Here is a 17,047-nt window from a genome sequence, read left to right on the forward strand (position 1 = left end):
GTCAAACGCCGCCATACCCGCCCAACCCGCCCCGGGAAGCCACCCCGCGGTGCCGGGCGACCGGGCGAATGCGGGGGTTCGGCACCCATGTCAGCGCCGCCGCCGGTCGGCACGCTGGTCGACGTCGGTCAGCGAGCGCGGCGACGTCGAAGGAGTGGATCGCGTGGCACAGCACGGCGAGACCGTCCTCACCCGAGGATCACCGACCAGCATCACCTCCCAGCTCTGGTACGGCGAGGCGATCCACGCCAGGCGCCGGCCACCGAGCCGGCCGGGCGCCCCGAGGGTCGCGTTCGTGCACGGCCTGGAGGGCACCTGGGATTCCTGGACGGGTACGGCCGATCGGTGGGCGACGGAATGCGACGCCTACTTCCTCGACCTTCCGTGGCGGGCCGGCGGCAGCTACGCCTGGCAGCACTGGGGCAGCTCGAGCACCTGGCTGGCGCGCGCCCTGGACCTGCTGCCCGCGCCGCCGGACGTGCTGGTGGCGCACTCCTTCGGCGCCAGCACGGCCCTGGACCTGCTGGCCCGTGAGGATCGGCCGCTGCGCGCCGCCGTTCTGATCGCCCCGCTGTTCCGCCCCCGCGACGAGGCGGTGAACCCGGCCTTCTTCACCGAGGCCGTCACCCGGTTCCGCGCGGTGATGAGCGACGGGGTGCTGGCGCAGCTCGGCGGGCGCGCGGGCGGGATGACCCCGGACCTGCTCGGCCGGATGCTCGACAAGGTTCTCAGCCGGGCGGAGCCGTCCGGTTTCCTGCAGCTCTACACGCTCCTGTCGCGGTTGCCGGCCCTGCCGCTGGAGGCGATCGGCACGCCGGTGCTGATCGTCAACGGCGAGCACGACCCGTCCGCGCCCCCGCCGGCCGCCCGGGAGCTGGCTCGCCGGCTGCCCGCCGGGCGGCTGGCCCAGCGCCCGGAGTTCGGGCACTTCTGCCAGCTCGACCACGCCGCCGAGGTGACCGCGCTGATCGCCGGTTTCCTCGCCGATGTCCACAGCCATGCCGCACCTGAAGGAGGAAGCGATTCATGAAACCGAGATACGACGTCGTGATCTGTGGCGCGAGCATCGCGGGTTGCACGGCCGCCACGCTCTACGCCCGCCGGGGTGCGCGGGTCGCGCTGGTGGAGCGCCGCGCGGACCCCGCCGCGTACAAGGTCCTGTGCACCCACTTCATCCAGCCGTGCGGGCAGCCGGTGCTGTCCGAGCTGGGCCTGATCGGTGAGCTCGAGGCGGCCGGCGCCGTGCGCAACGCCGCGCACTACTGGACCCGCTGGGGCTGGATCCGGCCGGGCGCTGACGGGCGGAGCCTGCCGTACGGCTACAACGTCCGGCGGGAGACGCTCGATCCGATGCTGCGGCGGCTGGCCGCCGGCACCCCGGGCGTCGACCTGCTGCTCGGGCACACGGTGCAGCGGTTGCTCACCGGCGAGGGCGGCACGACCGGCGTCGTGACCGAGGGCCCGGACGGCCCTCGTGAGCTGCGGGCCCGGCTGGTGGTCGGCGCCGACGGGCGGGACTCCACGGTGGCCAAGCTGGCCGGTCTGCCGGCCAAGGAGGCCGGCAACGGGCGGTTCAGCTACTTCGCGCAGTTCCGCGGTCTGCCCCGGCCGGACGGGGACACGACGTACGCGTGGTTCCGGGAGCCGGACGTCGCGTACGCCATGCCGAACGACGACGACGTCACGGTGATCGCGGTCATCCCCTCGGCGGAGCGGCTGGCCGAGTTCCGCGACGATCTGCCCGGCGCGTACCGCCGGTTCGTCGCGTCCCTGCCGAACGCGCCGAGCCTCTACGGCGCCGAGCAGGTCTCCAAGATCATCGGAACGGTCCACTACCCGCTGGTCTCGCGCGCGCCGGTCGGCGACGGGCTGGCGCTCATCGGTGACGCCGCGCTGACCAGCGACCCGCTCTGGGGAGTCGGCTGCGGCTGGGCGCTCCAGTCGGCACAGTGGCTGGTCGAGGCCACCGCGGAGGCCGTGCAGGGCCTCGGATCGTTGCCGCGGGCCCTGACCCGCTATCGGCGCAAGCACCGGTCGCGGCTGCACGGCCACCAGCACCTGATCTCCGACTACGCCGGCGCGCGGCCGTTCAACCCGATCGAGCGGCTGATGTTCTCGGCGGCGGCCCGCGACGCCGGGATGGCCGAGCACATGCACCTGTTCGGTTCCCGGCTGACCCGGGTGCGCGACTTCCTGTCCCCGGTCGCGATGGCCCGCGCCGCTGCCGTGAACCTGCGGCACAAGCGCCACCCGCGGCCCGAGCTCGTACCCACCCATCGAGTCTGACCCTCCGGAGGAGCCCTCATGTCCCAGGCCACCATCACCGCACAGCACCGCCGGCAGCTTCGTGACCTCGTCGCCGACGTCCTCGAACTGGAGCCCGGCGACCTCACCGAGACCAGCAGCTTCGTCGACGAGCACGGCGCCGACTCGCTCCAGGCCATCGAGATCCTGGCCCGCCTCGAGCGCGACCTCGGGGTGCTCATCCCGCAGGAGGACGCCTCCGAGATGACCACCCTGGCGGGCGTGTACGCGGTGGTCGCCCGGCACGCGGGCTGGGCGACCGCGCATGGCTGAGCCCACCGGCCGCCGGGTCGTGGTGACCGGCCTCGGCGCCGTCAGCAGCCTGGGCATCGGCGCGCCCGCGTTCACCGCGGGGATCCGCGCCGGGCGCAGCGGGGTGTCCAGGATCCGCGGCTTCGACACCACCGGCTTCCCGCACACGGTCGCGGGCGAGGTGCACGACTTCGCCCCGCGGCGGCTGCTGCGCCGGCTCGACCCCGACGAGTGGGGGCGCAGCAGCCTGTTCGCCGCCGGCGCCGCGCGGCTGGCCGTGGCCGACGCCGGCGTGCGCCCGGCGGAGCTGTCCGCCGGCAACGCCGGCTCGGCCATCGGCACCACCAGCGGGGAGTCCGCGGTCATCGAACGGCTCACCGCGCAGTGGGTCGAGGGCGGCTTCAAGGAGCTCGATCCGGCGCTCGTGCGGCAGGTGCCGGCGAACCGGATCGCCGCCGCGGTAAACCGCGAGCTGGGGCTCACCGGGGACGCGCAGACCATCGCCACCGCCTGCTCGGCGAGCAACTACGCGCTGGGGTACGCGTACGACATGGTCCGCACCGGCGAGGCCGACCTGATGATCGGCGGCGGCGCCGACTCGGTGAACCGCTGGGCGCACGCCGGCTTCTACCGGCTCGGCGCGCTGGCCGAGCAGGTCTGCCGGCCGTTCGACGTCGATCGCACCGGCATCCTGACCGCCGAGGGCGGGGTGGCGCTGCTGCTGGAGGAGCACGACCACGCGATCGCGCGCGGCGCCCGTGTCTACGCCGAGGTCCTCGGATACGGCGTCAACTGCGACGCCCTGCACCCGGTGGCGCCGGACCCCGGCCGGATCGCGGAGTGCATCCGGGCCGCGCACCGCAACGCCGGCGTGGGCCCGGACGACATCGACTACATCTGCGCCCACGGCACCGGAACGCCCACCAACGACGCCACGGAGATCCAGGCGGTGCGGGAGGTCTTCGGCGACCGGATCCCGCCGATCAGCTCGATCAAATCGATGATCGGCCACACGATGGGCGCGGCCAGCGGGTTCGGCGCGCTCGCCTGCTGCATGGCGCTGTATGAGGGGTTCCTGCCGCCGACGGCCACCCTCGCCGAGGTCGACCCGCGGCTGGGCGACGGCGTGGACTGCGTACCCGGCCGGGCGCGTGCGGCGCGGCCGCGGATCGCGCAGAACCACGGGTTCGCCTTCGGCGGGAACAACGCGATCGTGATCCTGCGGAGGATGTCATGACCGGCCTCGCCACCCGTACCGTCGTCGAGCCCCTGATGATCACCGGATGCGGGGTGGTGTCGGCGGCCGGGATCGGGCTGGACGCGCTGGCCGACGCGATCGGCGCCGGCCGGGCCGACCAGCCGGCCGCCTCGGCGTTTCCCGAGGACGCGCCGCCGATCCCGCTGGCGGCCGTGCCGGACCTGAAGGTCGCCGAGCACCTGGGGGCGAAGGGCACCCGGCACCTCGACCGCACCACGCTGCTCGCGCTGGTGGCCTGCAACCGGGCGCTGGCCGGCCTGGTGCCGGCCCTGCCCGAGCCGGACCGCGCGCGCACCGGTGTCGCGATCGGCACCAGCACCGGCAGCATCCGCAGTTCCAGCGAGTTCTCCCGGGAGACGCTGGTGCAGGCGCTGCCCTACCTGGTCCGCGCGAACCTCTTCCCGAACTCGGTGATGAACTGCTGCGCCGCCCGGATCGCCATCGTCAACGGGATCCGGGGCGTGAACGCCACGCTCGCCGGCGGCCAGCTGTCCAGCCTCGCCGCGCTGCGCTACGCCCGCAACGTCATCGATCGGGGCCACGCCGACCGGGTGCTGGCCGGCGGGGTCGAGGAGCTCAGCGCCCAGTCCGCCTGGGCCTGGCACCTGGCCCGGGGACTGTCGCCGGGCACGGCCGTCGGCGAGGGCTGCGCGGTCTTCGTCGCGGAGTCGCGCCGGGCCGCGGACCGGGCCGGCCGCCCGGTGCTCGCCGAGGTCCTCGCCTGCGAGGTGCGCTCCACGGGCGGGGACGATCCACGGCACCAGCTGTCCACCGCGCTGGCCGGCTGCGTGGAACGCGCGCTGCGGCGCAGCGGGGTGGGACCGGACGACGTCCGCGAGGTCGCACCCGGCGCCACCGGGCAGCGGGGCCTGCGCGCTCTGGAACGCCGCGGCGTCCGGGCCGTGGTCGGCGGCCGGCCCGGTGAGGTGCGGGTGGCCCCGGTGCTGGGCGAGACGTTCAGCGCCGGCGGCGCCCTGCAGCTCGCGGCGCTGATCGCCGGCTGGCGGCGGCGGCCGCCCGCCGGCGGCGTCGCGCTGGTCACCTCGGTCGGCCACGACGGCACCGCCGGCTGCCTGGTCGTGCGGCCGCCGGCCGGCGGCGCCGAGCGGCGGGAGGTGCGACGGTGACCACGGTCAGCGACCCCACCGACCTCGTCGCCGGCTGCGCGGCCGGCGACGAGCTGGCCTGGCAGCGGCTGGTGCGGCAGTTCACGCCGCTGGTCTGGACGGTCGCGCGCTCGCACCGGCTCTCCGACGCCGACTGCCAGGACGTGTACCAGCTGACGTTCCTCAAGCTGATCCGCCGGATCGGCCAGCTCCGCTCGCCGGACCGGCTGGGCAGCTGGATCACCACCACCGCGCGGCGGGAGTCGCTCAAGCACATCGAGCGCAACCGGAGGTACTGGCCGGTCGGCGACAGCGTGATGCTGGACCGGCCGGCCCCCGCCGAGGACCGCACGGACGACCTGGCCCTGCGCCGGGTGGGCAACGCGCGCGTGCTGGACGCGTTCCGGCGGCTGCCCGAACGGGACCGGCGGCTGCTCGGCCTGCTGATGGCCGACTCGGCGCCGACCTACGACGAGGTGGGCCGGGCGCTGCGAATCCCCCGAGGGTCGATCGGGCCGCTGCGCCAGCGCGCGCTGGCCCGCCTGCGCGACCTGCTCGGGCCGGCCGTCGTGGAGTGAGCCCGGCCCGGGCCCCCGGCCGGCCGGGGGCCCGGGCCCCTTCCTCGTGGTCACAGCTCTCGTCGTCACAGCGCGATCCCGCCGTCGATCTGGATCACCTGGCCGGTGATGTAGTCGGCCCGGTCGGACACCAGGAACGACGTCAGCTCGGCGACCGCCGCGGCGGAGCCGAACCGGCGCAGCGGGATCAGCCCCATCGCCTGCTCGCGGGCCTTGCCGGACAGGCCGGTGGTCATGTCCGTGTCGATGAATCCCGGCGCGACCACGTTGACCCGGACGCCCCGGCCGGCGACCTCCTTGGCCAGCGCCCGGCTCATCCCGTTGACCCCGGCCTTGGCCGCGGAGTAGTTCGCCTGGCCGGCGTGGCCGTAGACCCCGGCGACCGAGGACATGTTGACGATGACGCCCGCGCGGCGCTTCAGCATGCCCAGCAGGGCACTGCGGCAGACGTTGAAGGTGCCGGTCAGGTTCGTCTCGATCACCGCCGACCAGTCCTCCGGCGGCATCAGCACCATCGGGTTGTCCCGGACGATGCCGGCCGAGTTCACCAGCGCGTGGATCGGGCCGAGCTCCGCCTCGGCCCGCTGGACGAAACCGGCGGCCGCCCTGCCGTCGGCGACGTCGCACGCCTCGTGGAAGCACCGGGCACCGGCCGCCTCGGCCAGCCGCGCGGTCTCGGCGGCGGCGGCCGACCCGGAGCGGAAACAGAACGCCACGTCGAACCCGTCTTCGGCGAGCCGGACCGCGACCGCGCGGCCGATGCCGCGGGATCCGCCGGTGACGAGGGCGCAGGGGCGTGTCGACATGGGTTCTCCCTGGGTCGAGTGGTCGTTGCCCAACGGATCCGCCGGGTGCCCCGGCCGGATACAGGCAGCGGCGGCTGTATCCGGCGCGCGCCGGCCCCGCTCTGTGTCGGCAGACAGCAAGCTCACCCAGCACAGAGGGGATCGGCACGCATGACTGTGCGAACCGCGCCCGCGGAACTCACCCACCAGGCCGCCGCGCACCTGTGGCGCCGGTGGCTGACGATGTGGAACGGGCAGCCGTCCGTCGCGCACGACATCGTCGGCACGCCGTACACCGTTCATCTGCCGACGGCCGGCGCCACCATCGATCCGAGCCGGATCCGGGACGCCGCGGCGATGGCCGAGTGGGTCGAGGGGTTCCGCGCCAAGTTCGAGGACCTGCGCTACCGCACCGACTTCGGCCCGCTGGTCGACGGCGGCAAACTCGTCTGCCGCTGGTACGCCACCGCCGTCTACACCGGGCGCACCGGGTGGCCCGGCGACGTCGCCGGCCGGCCGGTGACGATGGTCGGCGTTGACATCCTGCGCGTGGACGGCGGCCGGATCGCCGAGTGCTGGACCCAGGGCGCCGCGACATGAGACTCGGCGACCGGATCGGCATCGCGGCGGCCACCACCTGGCTGCCCGGCACCCGGCAGAGTGCCGACGAGGCCCGGCTGCTCGGCCGGATCGACGCGGAGGACCTTCCCGCCACCGGCGCGCACTCGGTGCCGGTCGCCGAGGAGGAGAGCGCGCCCGACATGGCCGTGCTCGCGGGGGCCGAGGCGCTGCGCCGGGCCGGGACCCCGGCCGGCCGGCTGGCCCTGCTGGCGCACGCCTGGATCTACCACCAGGGCCACGACTTCTGGTCCCCGGCCCACTACGTCGCCGCGCGGCTCGGCGCGGACCGGGCGCTGCCGCTCGGCGTCGCCCAGATGTGCAACGGGGGAGCGGCCGGCCTGACCACCGCGGTGACCCGGGTGCTGGCCGATCCGCAGCCCGCCGAGGCGCTGGTGACGACCGCGGACCGGTTCACGCTGCCCGGGTTCGACCGATGGCGCGGGGACTACGCGGTGGCCTACGGCGACGGCGCGACCGCCGCCCTGGTCCGCCGGTACGAGCCCGGCCGCGACGATCTGGCGCTGCTGTCGCTCGCGGTCGCCAGCGCACCGGAGCTGGAGCGGATGCACCGCGGCGACGACCCGTTCAGCCCGGCCCCGCGCTGGCTGAGCAGCCAGGTGAACGTACGCCGCACCAAGAAGGCCTTCCTGAGCGCCGGCGGCATGCGGCAGTTCCGCGACACCGCCCGCGACAAGGTCCGCGAGGTGCTCGGCCGCGCGCTGGCCGAGGCCGGCGTGGCGCCGGACGATCCGCTGCTGCGCACCGTCCTGCTGCCCCGGCTGGGCCCGGGCACGCTCGAGCTCATGTACCTGCCGGTGGTGGAGGACACCGTCAAGGCGACGCCGGCCGTGCTCGGCGCCGACACCGGTCACCTGGGCGCGGGCGACTTCCTGGCCAACCTGGCCGACCTGAGCGCACCGGCACGCCTCGGCGCGGGCGAGCTCGCCGTCGTCCTCGGCGGTGGCGGCGGATTCAGCTGGACCTGCGCCGTGGTCCGGCGCTCACCGGCAAGGAGCGAGGAATGAGTGTCACGTCGAGCGTCACACCGGCCGCGCCGGAGCGCACCCGCCGGCTGTTGCGGCGATGGCTGCGCATGTGGAACGGCGATCTGGCGACCGCCGGCGAGATCATCGCGCCCGAGCTGCGGGTGCACCTGCCGGCCGTCGGTATGCCGCCGGAGGAGAGGATCTGCGATCCGCGGACGATGGCGGAGTGGATCGGGCTGTTCCGCGGCTCGTACTCGTCGGGGACGTTCCGGTGCGAGCTCGGCCCCTTCGCCGTGGGCGACTTCGTCATCGCCCGGTTCCGGTTCACCGGCATCTGGCGGGGCGGCCGGCCGGTGGTGGCGACCACCCCGCCCGGTACCGCCGTGGACTTCGCCGGCGTGGACATCCTGCGGCTGGAGGAGGGCCGGGTCGCGGAGTACTGGCTGACCGACGACCAGCTCGACCTGTACGACCAGCTCGGCGCGATCCGTGAGCCGATCGCGGCGACCGACCACTTCGGAGGACGAGCGCGATGACGCTGTCGATACCCGCCGCCACCTACGAGCAGGCCCGCGGGCCGCATCTGCGCGCCATGCTGGCCGGCCTGGCGGAGGAGAGCGAGAAGCTGACCTGGCCGCTGGAGCGGCTGCACCACCTGCGCGACGAGCGGCTGCGCACGCTGATCCGGCACGCCCAGCGGCACTCGCCGTGGCACAGCCACCGGCTTCGGCACATCGACCTTGAGGCCCTCTCGGGCGCCGACCTGACCGCCATCCCGCCGATGACGAAGACCGACGTGATGGCGCACTGGGACGACATCGTCACCGACCGCCGGCTGACGCTGCGCGGTGCGCGGGAGCACCTCGCGCGGGTGTCCGCCGAGGGCCCCGCCTACCTGCTCGACGACTACCACGTCGTCACCACCGGCGGGTCGTCCGGGCTGGTCGGGCTCTTCCCCTGGGACCGGGACGGCTGGCTGGCCGCCGCCCTGTCGTCGTGGCGGGTGTTCGCCTGGCTGGCGAGGACGATGAACCTCGCCCAGCCCGGGCGTACCGCCTTCGTGGCGGCGGCGCACGCCTCGCACGTGAGCGAGGCGATGCGCCGGACGTTCGAGCCGCCCGGCATCAGCTGCGAGATCCCGGTGACCTTGCCGCTGGCCGAGATCGTCGCCCGGCTCAACGCCTTCCGGCCCGACCGGATCATCGCCTACCCGTCGATGCTGCGGCGGCTGGCCTTCGAGCGGCGGGCCGGGCGGCTGACCGTCGCGCCGCAGGTGATGCTGGGCGGCGCCGAGCCGTTGCCGCCGCGGATGCGCGCGGACATCGAGGAGGCCTTCGACGCGCCGGTCGTCAACTTCTACGCCACCTCCGAGACCTGGACCATGGCCTGCTCCCCGCCGGGCCGGACCGAGCTGCACCTGGCCGAGGACGTCGCGGTCTACGAACCGGTGGACCACGACGGCAACCCGGTGCCGCCCGGCCGGCGCGCCGCCAAGATCCTCGTCACGAACGTGATCAATAAGGTCTTCCCGCTGATCCGCTACGAGATCGCCGACGAGGTGACGCTGCTCGACGGCCCGAACACCGAGGTGTGGAGCGGCCGGCGGATCGCACCCGTCCAGGGCCGGCACGACGACCTGTTCGACTACGGCGACGGCGTCGTGGTGCACCCGTACATCTTCTGGACACCGCTGTGGGACGCGCGGATCGCGCACTATCAGGTCAGGCAGACGCCGCGCGGCGCCGACGTCCTCGTCGAGCTCCGCGAGCGGCTGTCCCTGGACACCGTCCGCGACGAGCTGGCCGCCGCGCTCCGCAGGGCCGGCCTGGCCGATCCCGCCGTCGACGTCACCGCCGTGGACCGGATCGCCCGCGCGCCGATGTCCGGCAAGATCAGGTCGTTCGTCCCGCTGCCCCGTCCGGCCGCCGGGCCCGCGCGACCGTGACATGGCCGAGCCGGAATCGACCCTGACGACGGGCGCGCGGGCCGCTCGGCCGCCCGCGCCGCCCGGCGATCCCCGCCTGACCCTGGTCTTCCTCGTCCTCTGCACCGGATTCGTCATGGCCAACCTGGACATGATGATCGTCAACGTCGCCTTCCCGGCGATCCAGCGCGACCTCTCCGGCGCCACCGTGGCGGGCCTGTCCTGGACGCTCACCGGTTATTCGATCGTGTTCGCCGCGCTGCTGGTGCCGGCCGGCCGGCTCGCCGACCGATACGGCCGCAGGCCCGGCTTCCTGCTCAGCCTCGCCGTCTTCACCGCCGCCTCGGCCCTGTGCGCCGTGGCACAGGCGGCGCCGATGCTGGTCGCCGCGCGGGTGCTCCAGGCGATCGGCGCCGCCGGGCTCGTGCCCACGTCGCTCGGCATCCTGCTCGCCACCTGGCCGCCGCACCGGCGCGACGCGGCCGTGCGGGCCTGGATCTCGGTCGGCGGCGTGGCCGCGGCGCTCGCGCCGATCATCGGGGGCGCGCTGGTCGCGGCGGGCTGGCGCTGGATTTTCCTGATCAACCTGCCGATCGGGGCCGCGGGCCTGCTGATCGGCCGTCGGGTGCTGCCCCACGCGCGCACCGGAGAACCGGGCCCGCTGCCCGACTTCGCCGGCGCGGTGCTGCTCGTCCTCGGCGTCGGCGCGGTCACCCTCGGCCTGGTGCAGGCGCCGGAGTGGGGATGGAGCTCCGGCCGGGCCGGCGGGTGCCTGGTGGGCGCCGTGGTGCTGCTCGCCGCGTTCGTCCTGCGGTCGGCGCGCCACCCGGTCCCGGTGGTGCCGCTGTCCCTGCTGCGCGTGCCCGCCTTCGCGATGGCGAACCTCGCCACCCTCGCCTTCGGCGTCTGCTTCTCGGCGATGCTGTTCTCGGTGGTGCTGTTCAGCGAGGACGTCTGGGGCTACTCCCCGCTGCGGGCCGGGCTCGCGCTGGCGCCCGGCACGCTGCTCATGCCTCTCGTGGCCGTGCTCTCCGGCCGGCTGATCGGGCGGCTGGGGCAGGCGGCCGTGATCGCCCTCGGCTGCGGCCTGCTCGCCGGCGGTGTGCTGTGGTGGGCGCTGACCGCTCAGACCCGGCCGCACTACTTCGGCACGCTGCTGCCCGGCGCCGTGCTGACCGCCGTCGGCAGCATCCTCGCCGTCGGCACCCTGGTGGCGGCCGCCACCAGAGACCTGCCGCCCCCGTCGTTGAGCACCGGCTCCGCCGTCAACTCCATGGTCCGGCAGGTCGGCTTCGTGATCGGCGTGTCCGTGTTCGTCGCCGCGCTCGGCGCTCCGGACACCGCGGCCCAGGCCCGGGAGGCCTTTCAGCGCGGCTGGCTGATCGCCGCCGCCTGCGGGGCCGGCGCGATGGTGCTCGGCCTGCTGGTGCCGGCGGCGGCCACGAGGAAGCCATCGCGCCGCCGCGACCGCGCCGATCGGACCGCGCCGTGACGCCGCCGCGCCCGGACCGGATCGTGGTGGGGATCAGCGGGGCCACCGGCGTCGTCTACGGCATCCGGATGTTGCAGGCGCTGCGGTCCGCCGGTGTGGAGACGCACCTGGTGATGTCGCGCGCGGCCCGGCTGACCCTGGCGCACGAGAGCGCGATGTCCGTCCGCGACGTCCTGGCCCTGGCCGACGCCCACTACGCTCCCGGCGACGTGGGCGCGGCCATCGCCAGCGGCTCGTTCCGCACCCGAGGCATGGTGGTCGCGCCGTGCTCGGTCAAGACCCTGGCGCAGATCGGCGTCGGCTCCTGCGACACGTTGCTGGCCCGGGCCGCTGACGTGACGCTCAAGGAGCGGCGGCGGCTGGTCCTGATGGTCCGCGAGACCCCGCTGACCCTGACCCACCTGCGCAACATGGTCGCGGTGACCGAGAACGGCGGCATCGTGGCGCCGCCGGTGCCGGCCTTCTACACCCGCCCCTCCGGGATCGAGGAGCTGGTGGACCAGACGGTCGGCCGGGCGCTGGACCTCTTCGGCATCGACACCGGCGACTTCCCGCGATGGGGCGGGCCGCACCCCGCGCACGGTGCCCCGAAGACCACCCGAAGGCGTCTGGAAGGGAGCCTGACCCGGCCATGAGGAAGCATCTGAAGAGCCTGCGCGACTATCTGGAGGCGCTCGACGCCCTGGGCGACCTGCGCACCGTCGGGCAGGAGGCCGACACCCACCTCGAGATCGGCGCGGTGATCCGGCGCGCCGTCGAGACGTGCGGCCCGGCGCCGCTGTTCACCGCGATCCGCGGGCACGCGCCCGGGTTCCGGGTCCTCGGCGCGCCCGCCGCGTTCAGCTCGCTTCCCGGGGCTCGCTGGTCCAGGGCCGCGCTGTCGCTGGGCCTCGACCCGGCGACCCACCCGCTCGAGCTCGTCGAGGAGCTGGCCGCGGCCCGCCGGCTCGACCCGATCGCGCCGGTCACCGTGGACTCGGGCGAGTGCCAGCAGAACGTGCTGCTCGGCGACGACGCCTCGCTGGCGGCCTTCCCGATACCGCTGATCCACGACGGCGACGGCGGCCGCTACGTCAACACCTGGGGCACCATCGTGGTCCGCACCCCCGACGGCACGTGGACCAACTGGTCGATCGCGCGCGTCATGATGGTCGACGACCACACCATGACCGGGATGATCCGTCCGCTGCAGGACCTCGGGAAGATCTTCGCGATGTGGCGCGAGCGCGGCGAGCCGATGCCGTTCGCGCTGGCACAGGGGTGCGCGCCCGCCATACCGTTCGTCTGCGGCATGGGTTTGCCCTCGGGCCTCGACGAGGCGGGCTACCTCGGCGCCCACTTCGGCGAGCCGCTCGAGGTGGTGCGCTGCCGGACGGTCGGCCTCACCGTGCCGGCGACCGCCGAGATCGTGATCGAGGGCCACGTGGCGGTGGACGAGACGGCGCCCGAGGGGCCGATGGGCGAGTACTTCGGCTACCTCGGCGGCGGCAGCCGGCCGTGGCCGGTCTTCCGCATCGGCGCGATCACGCACCGCGACGACCCGATCCTGCCGGTGGTGTCGGCCGGGAAGCCGGTGGAGGAGGACCACACCGTGGTCGGCCTGACCTACTCCGCCGAGGCGCTGGTGAGCCTGCGCGCCGCCGGCCTGCCGGTGACGGGCGCGTGGATCGTCCCCGAGAGCGCGGTGAACGTGCTGGCGGTGACGGTGTCCCGGGACTGGGCGCGGCAGGGCGTGTTCACCAGCACCCGCATGCTGTGCCGGGCGGTGGCCCAGGCCGTGCTGCGGCCGAAGGTGGGTTACTGGATCACGCGGATCATGGTCTTCGACGACGACATCGATCCCACCGACACACGGGACGTCATCTGGGCGTACGCCACCCGCTGCCACCCGGTGCGGGGGCAGCTCCTCGTGGAGGACCAGCGCGTCACCCCGCTGCACATCTTCTACTCGCCCGAGGAGCAGGGCGTGGGCGGCCCCAAGATGGTGTACGACTGCCTGTTGCCGCCGGACGGGCCGCAGCGGCCGCGGAGCACCGCCTTCGCCGAGAACTTCGCTCCCGCCGTTCAGCGACGTGCCCTGCACCTGTGGGAGGGTGCGCTGAAGGGGACCTGAAGGAAACCGTAAGCGCCCTGCGACAGAGTTCTCCCATCGACAGCGACACCGCGACTCACCTGGGAGAACATCCGATGCGCAAGCTCATCAACTCGACCTACATCACCCTCGACGGCGTCATCGAGAACCCGGCGTGGACGGCGCCCTACTTCGCCGAGGAGGCGACCGAGGTGGCCGGCGAGATCACGAACGGCGCTGATGCGCTGCTCATGGGGCGGGCCACCTACGACGGCTTCTCGCAGGCGTGGCCGGCCATGGACGAGAGCGACCCGAGCACCGGCGCCGCCTTCTTCAACAACGTCAAGAAGTACGTGGCCTCGACGACGCTCAAGGACCCGTCCTGGAAGAACACCGAGGTTCTCCAGGGCGATCTGGTCGAGGCCGTCGCGAAGCTCAAGGCCCAGCCGGGCAAGGACATCGTCCAGTACGGGTACGGCTCGGTCACCGCGCAGCTCGTCAAGGCGGGGCTGGTCGACGAGGTCAAGTTCTGGATCCACCCGGTCATCGAGGGCGTGCCGAACCTCAGCACCGCGCTGAGCGACGTGAAGGCGACCTTCGAGCTGATCGGCAACCGGGTCTTCAGCAACGGCGTCATCGTCGCCACCTACCGGCCCAAGGCGACCGCCTGATCGAGGGTGAGCTTCGCGCCCTCGGCCACCAGGTCGCCGAAGCGCTCCCGGCCCAGGGCGGCGATCGCCCGTCGCGCCACCCGGTCGAGCTCGTCCTGCTCGGCCGGGGCGGCGGGGGCGGCGTTCTGGTCGCGGGCGGTGCCCGCGGCGCCGAGCATGCGGGCCGCCGCGGCGGGCTCGGCCAGGGCGGCCAGGCCCTCGACGGCGCCGATGCCGTCGCGGGTGGAGCCGATCGCCGCCTCGAACGCCTCGGTGTGCAGGGCCCGGGCGGCCGCCGGATCACCCTGCAGCTCGCGGGCGTAGCCCAGCTCCACCAGGATCATCGGCAGGTACGGCGGCGGCTGCGGCTCGGCGCGGCCCCGGTCGGCGATGCCGGTCAGGTGGGTGACGGCCTGCTCGAGGTGGCCGGAGCGGCGGGCCGCCATGCCGAGGCTCATCTCGGCGAAGACCAGCGCGGCCGGGGCGCCCTGCTCGACGGCCAGCCGGTAGGCGCGTTCCGCCAGCTCGCGCGCCGTCTCGTACGCCCGGCCCTGCACTGCCAGCCAGGCCAGCCAGGACAGCTTGCCGCCGACCTCGGGCCACAGCGACAGCTCCGTCGCCCAGCGCAGGCCCTCGCGGTGCACGGCGGCGGCCCGCTCGTTCTGGCCGCGGAACTCGGCGAGCCCGCCGAGCCAGTCGCTGGCCCGCAACCGGCCCCACCGGTCGCCGAGCTCGGCGAAGAGCGCGTCGCCGCGGGTGGCGGCCCACTCCAGCGCGGACGGGTCGCCGGCCGCGTGCGCGAGCATCGCCCGCGACGTCAGCACCGCCGCCTCGGTCCACGGGTCGTCGAACGCCGTCGGCAGCAGGTCGGCCGCGAGCGCCAGGTCGCCCCGATCCAGCACCGCGTGCGCCAGGAACCACGCGGAGCGCCCGGCCGGGTCGAGGGCGAGCACCTCCCGTACGCCCGGGGGCACCGGCTCGCCCTGCAGCAGGGCGAGCCCGAGCCGCCACGGCGCCGCGCGGCGCTCCTCATCGGCCGTGCCGGGCATCGCCAGGGCGGTGCGCGCCTCGCTGAGCCGGCCCCGCAACACCCAGTACCAGGTCAGGGCGAGCGCCAGCCGCAGACCGCCGCCGTGGGCGAGGGCCGCCCGCATGTTGGCCCGCTCGGCGTCGAGGACCGCCAGCCACTCCCGCTGCTCGGGGCCGCGCAGCAGGGGATCGGCGCGTTCGGCGAGCTCCAGGAAGTAGGCGGCATGCCGCTCCCGGACCGCGGCGGCGCCGGGCAGCCGGGCGGCGCCGAACTCGGCGACCGATTCGAGCAGCCGGAAGCGCGGCCCGGGCTCGGCCACCACGAGCGAGCGCTCCACGAGCCGGTCCACCGCGTCCAGGTCGGCGCCGCACACGTGCTCGGCGGCCTCGGCCGTGCAGCCGTCGCGGAACACCGACAACCCCGCCAGCACGGCCCGGTCGGCGGGGTCCAGCAGATCCCAGCTCCACGCGATCACCGCGGTCAGCGTGCGCTGCCGCTCCGGCACGTCGCGCTGCCGCGTGGTGAGCAGCCGGAAACGGTCGTCGAGGCCGTCCACCACGCCCTGCACGCCGAGCGCGCGCACCCGCGTCGCGGCCAGCTCCAGGGCCAGCGGCAGGCCGTCGAGCCGGCGGCAGAGCTGCGCCACCGCGGGCGCCGTCCGCTCGTCGAGCCGGAATCCGCGGTGCTGGGCGGCGGCGCGCGCCGCGAAGAGCCGGGCCGCGGCCGACCGGCGTACCGCGTCGACGTCGTCCGGATCCGCGGGCAGCGGCAGCGGGGCCACCTCCCACACCCGTTCGCCCGCCAGTTGCAGCGGCTCGCGGCTGGTGGCCAGCAGGCGCACCCCGGGCGCCTCGCGCAGCAGCCGCCCGGCCACGCCGGCGGCCGCCTCGATCACGTGCTCGCAGTTGTCGAGCACGAGCAGCATCTCGCGCCGGCGCAGCGCCGCCACCAGGCGATCGGCCGCCGATCCGCTGGTGCCCGGCGCCTCGTGCAGGCCCAGCACCCCGAGCACCTGCTCCGCCACGCGCGTGTCGGCCAGGGGCAGCGGGGTCAGATCCACCAGGTGTACGCCGTCCGGCGGCGCCTGGTCGCCGGCGGCGGCCGTGGCGAGCCGGGTCTTGCCCACCCCGCCCGGCCCGACGAGCGTGACCAGCCGGGCGGCCGGGATCAGGGTGCGCAGCTCCGCCAGCGCCTCGGCCCGGCCGATCAGCTCGTCCAGCTGGGCCGGCAGGCTGTTGCGGACGATCGCGGCCGGCGGCGCGGCGCTGAGACCCGGGTCCTGCTCGAGGATCCGGCGGTAGAGGGCGGCCAGCTCGGGACCCGGGTCGAGGCCGAGCTCGTCGGCGAGCCGTTCGCGCAGCCCGGCATAGCTCTCCAGGGCCTCGGCCTGGCGGCCCGCCGCGTAGAGGGCGCGAATGTGCAGGGCGCGCAGGCCCTCGCGCAGCGGATGACGCTCGACCAGCTCGGCCAGCTCCGCGGCGACCAGGTCGTGCTCGCCGCGGGCCAGCCGGGCCTCGGCGAGCCGCTCGTGCACCACGAGGCGCTGCTCGGTGAGGCGGGTCGCCTCGGCACGGGCGAACTCCTGGTCGGCCACGTCGGCGTACGCCTGGCCGCGCCACAGCGCGAGCGCCGCCCCGAGCCGGTCGGCGTCCGTGGCGTCGGCGAGCGCGGCGAACCGGTCGGCGTCCACGTCGGCGGCCCGCAGCCGGTAGCCCGGCGGCCGCGACTCGATCAGGTCGCGCGCGCCCGGCTCGGCGTCGTTGAGCGCCTTGCGCAGCTGGGACACCCGCACCTGGAGCGCGGCGGCCGGGTTCGCGGGCGCGTCGTCGCCCCACAGGTCTTCGATGAGCCGGTCGGCGGAGACCACCGTGCCGCGGTGGGCGAGCAGGTCGGCGAGGAGCATGCGCACCTTGGCGCCGGGCACCACCACCGGCTCGCCGTCGTCGGTGGTGACGGCGAGGGGGCCGAGGATCCCGAAGCGCACAGCGGG

At 74.8% G+C, this 17,047-nt stretch carries 16 protein-coding genes; 14 read left to right on the forward strand and 2 right to left on the reverse strand.

The genetic code is table 11. The features are described from left to right. Positions 1 to 163: 163 nt before the first annotated feature. Genes Ade02nite_RS06660 through Ade02nite_RS06685 form a run of 6 tightly spaced genes read left to right on the forward strand, consistent with a single transcriptional unit; the run spans position 164 to position 5,498 of the window. Positions 164 to 1,030 (forward strand): alpha/beta fold hydrolase, encoded by an 867-nt coding sequence (locus tag Ade02nite_RS06660; RefSeq protein WP_203760631.1) that lies wholly within the window; start codon positions 164 to 166, stop codon positions 1,028 to 1,030. Continuing rightward, positions 1,027 to 2,286: an NAD(P)/FAD-dependent oxidoreductase gene (locus Ade02nite_RS06665; RefSeq protein ID WP_203760632.1), complete on the forward strand. Its 1,260-nt coding sequence runs from the start codon at positions 1,027 to 1,029 to the stop codon at positions 2,284 to 2,286. Before Ade02nite_RS06660 ends, Ade02nite_RS06665 begins: the two co-directional genes overlap by 4 nt. Before the next feature lie 18 nt (positions 2,287 to 2,304). Further along, positions 2,305 to 2,577, forward strand: coding sequence for an acyl carrier protein (locus Ade02nite_RS06670; protein WP_203760633.1), 273 nt, complete (start codon positions 2,305 to 2,307; stop codon positions 2,575 to 2,577). Next, the gene (locus Ade02nite_RS06675) at positions 2,570 to 3,793 is read left to right on the forward strand and encodes a beta-ketoacyl-[acyl-carrier-protein] synthase family protein (RefSeq protein WP_203760634.1); all 1,224 of its coding nucleotides are present in this window, start codon (positions 2,570 to 2,572) and stop codon (positions 3,791 to 3,793) included. The genes Ade02nite_RS06670 and Ade02nite_RS06675 overlap by 8 nt, the downstream gene beginning before the upstream one ends. Further along, entirely contained in the window at positions 3,790 to 4,941 is a 1,152-nt protein-coding gene (locus tag Ade02nite_RS06680) for a beta-ketoacyl synthase N-terminal-like domain-containing protein (RefSeq protein ID WP_203760635.1), read from the forward strand. Before Ade02nite_RS06675 ends, Ade02nite_RS06680 begins: the two co-directional genes overlap by 4 nt. Further along, the gene (locus Ade02nite_RS06685) at positions 4,938 to 5,498 is read left to right on the forward strand and encodes an RNA polymerase sigma factor (RefSeq protein WP_203760636.1); all 561 of its coding nucleotides are present in this window, start codon (positions 4,938 to 4,940) and stop codon (positions 5,496 to 5,498) included. The genes Ade02nite_RS06680 and Ade02nite_RS06685 overlap by 4 nt, the downstream gene beginning before the upstream one ends. A 65-nt stretch (positions 5,499 to 5,563) precedes the next feature. Here the strand turns inward: Ade02nite_RS06685 and fabG are convergent, their stop codons facing one another. Then, positions 5,564 to 6,304: a 3-oxoacyl-ACP reductase FabG gene (fabG, locus tag Ade02nite_RS06690; protein WP_203760637.1), complete on the reverse strand. Its 741-nt coding sequence runs from the start codon at positions 6,302 to 6,304 to the stop codon at positions 5,564 to 5,566. A gap of 150 nt (positions 6,305 to 6,454) precedes the next feature. Here fabG and Ade02nite_RS06695 point away from each other — a divergent pair, with 150 nt between their 5' ends. The 8 genes from Ade02nite_RS06695 (at position 6,455) to Ade02nite_RS06730 (ending at position 14,048) form a co-directional block, all read left to right on the forward strand. Beyond that, a complete protein-coding gene (locus Ade02nite_RS06695; protein ID WP_203760638.1) occupies positions 6,455 to 6,883 on the forward strand; it encodes an ester cyclase in 429 nt (142 codons plus the stop codon). Next, a complete protein-coding gene (locus Ade02nite_RS06700) occupies positions 6,880 to 7,929 on the forward strand; it encodes a ketoacyl-ACP synthase III family protein (RefSeq protein ID WP_203760639.1) in 1,050 nt (349 codons plus the stop codon). The genes Ade02nite_RS06695 and Ade02nite_RS06700 overlap by 4 nt, the downstream gene beginning before the upstream one ends. Further along, positions 7,926 to 8,426, forward strand: coding sequence for an ester cyclase (locus tag Ade02nite_RS06705; protein ID WP_203760640.1), 501 nt, complete (start codon positions 7,926 to 7,928; stop codon positions 8,424 to 8,426). The genes Ade02nite_RS06700 and Ade02nite_RS06705 overlap by 4 nt, the downstream gene beginning before the upstream one ends. Then, entirely contained in the window at positions 8,423 to 9,835 is a 1,413-nt protein-coding gene (locus Ade02nite_RS06710; RefSeq protein WP_203760641.1) for a phenylacetate--CoA ligase family protein, read from the forward strand. The genes Ade02nite_RS06705 and Ade02nite_RS06710 overlap by 4 nt, the downstream gene beginning before the upstream one ends. Before the next feature lies 1 nt (position 9,836). Continuing rightward, the gene (locus Ade02nite_RS06715; protein WP_203760642.1) at positions 9,837 to 11,306 is read left to right on the forward strand and encodes an MFS transporter; all 1,470 of its coding nucleotides are present in this window, start codon (positions 9,837 to 9,839) and stop codon (positions 11,304 to 11,306) included. Beyond that, positions 11,303 to 11,941 carry a UbiX family flavin prenyltransferase gene (locus Ade02nite_RS06720; RefSeq protein WP_203760643.1) on the forward strand — a complete coding sequence of 213 codons (639 nt, stop codon included), beginning with the start codon at positions 11,303 to 11,305 and terminating at the stop codon, positions 11,939 to 11,941. Before Ade02nite_RS06715 ends, Ade02nite_RS06720 begins: the two co-directional genes overlap by 4 nt. Next, positions 11,938 to 13,419 (forward strand): UbiD family decarboxylase, encoded by a 1,482-nt coding sequence (locus Ade02nite_RS06725; RefSeq protein ID WP_203760644.1) that lies wholly within the window; start codon positions 11,938 to 11,940, stop codon positions 13,417 to 13,419. The genes Ade02nite_RS06720 and Ade02nite_RS06725 overlap by 4 nt, the downstream gene beginning before the upstream one ends. Positions 13,420 to 13,493: 74 nt before the next feature. After that, positions 13,494 to 14,048 (forward strand): dihydrofolate reductase family protein, encoded by a 555-nt coding sequence (locus tag Ade02nite_RS06730; protein WP_203760645.1) that lies wholly within the window; start codon positions 13,494 to 13,496, stop codon positions 14,046 to 14,048. Here Ade02nite_RS06730 and Ade02nite_RS06735 read toward each other — a convergent pair. Beyond that, positions 14,024 to 17,041, reverse strand: coding sequence for an AfsR/SARP family transcriptional regulator (locus Ade02nite_RS06735; protein ID WP_203760646.1), 3,018 nt, complete (start codon positions 17,039 to 17,041; stop codon positions 14,024 to 14,026). The two genes, Ade02nite_RS06730 and Ade02nite_RS06735, sit on opposite strands and share 25 nt — an antisense overlap. Positions 17,042 to 17,047 lie beyond the last annotated feature (6 nt).

Source organism: Paractinoplanes deccanensis (assembly GCF_016862115.1).
GTDB lineage: Bacteria > Actinomycetota > Actinomycetes > Mycobacteriales > Micromonosporaceae > Actinoplanes > Actinoplanes deccanensis.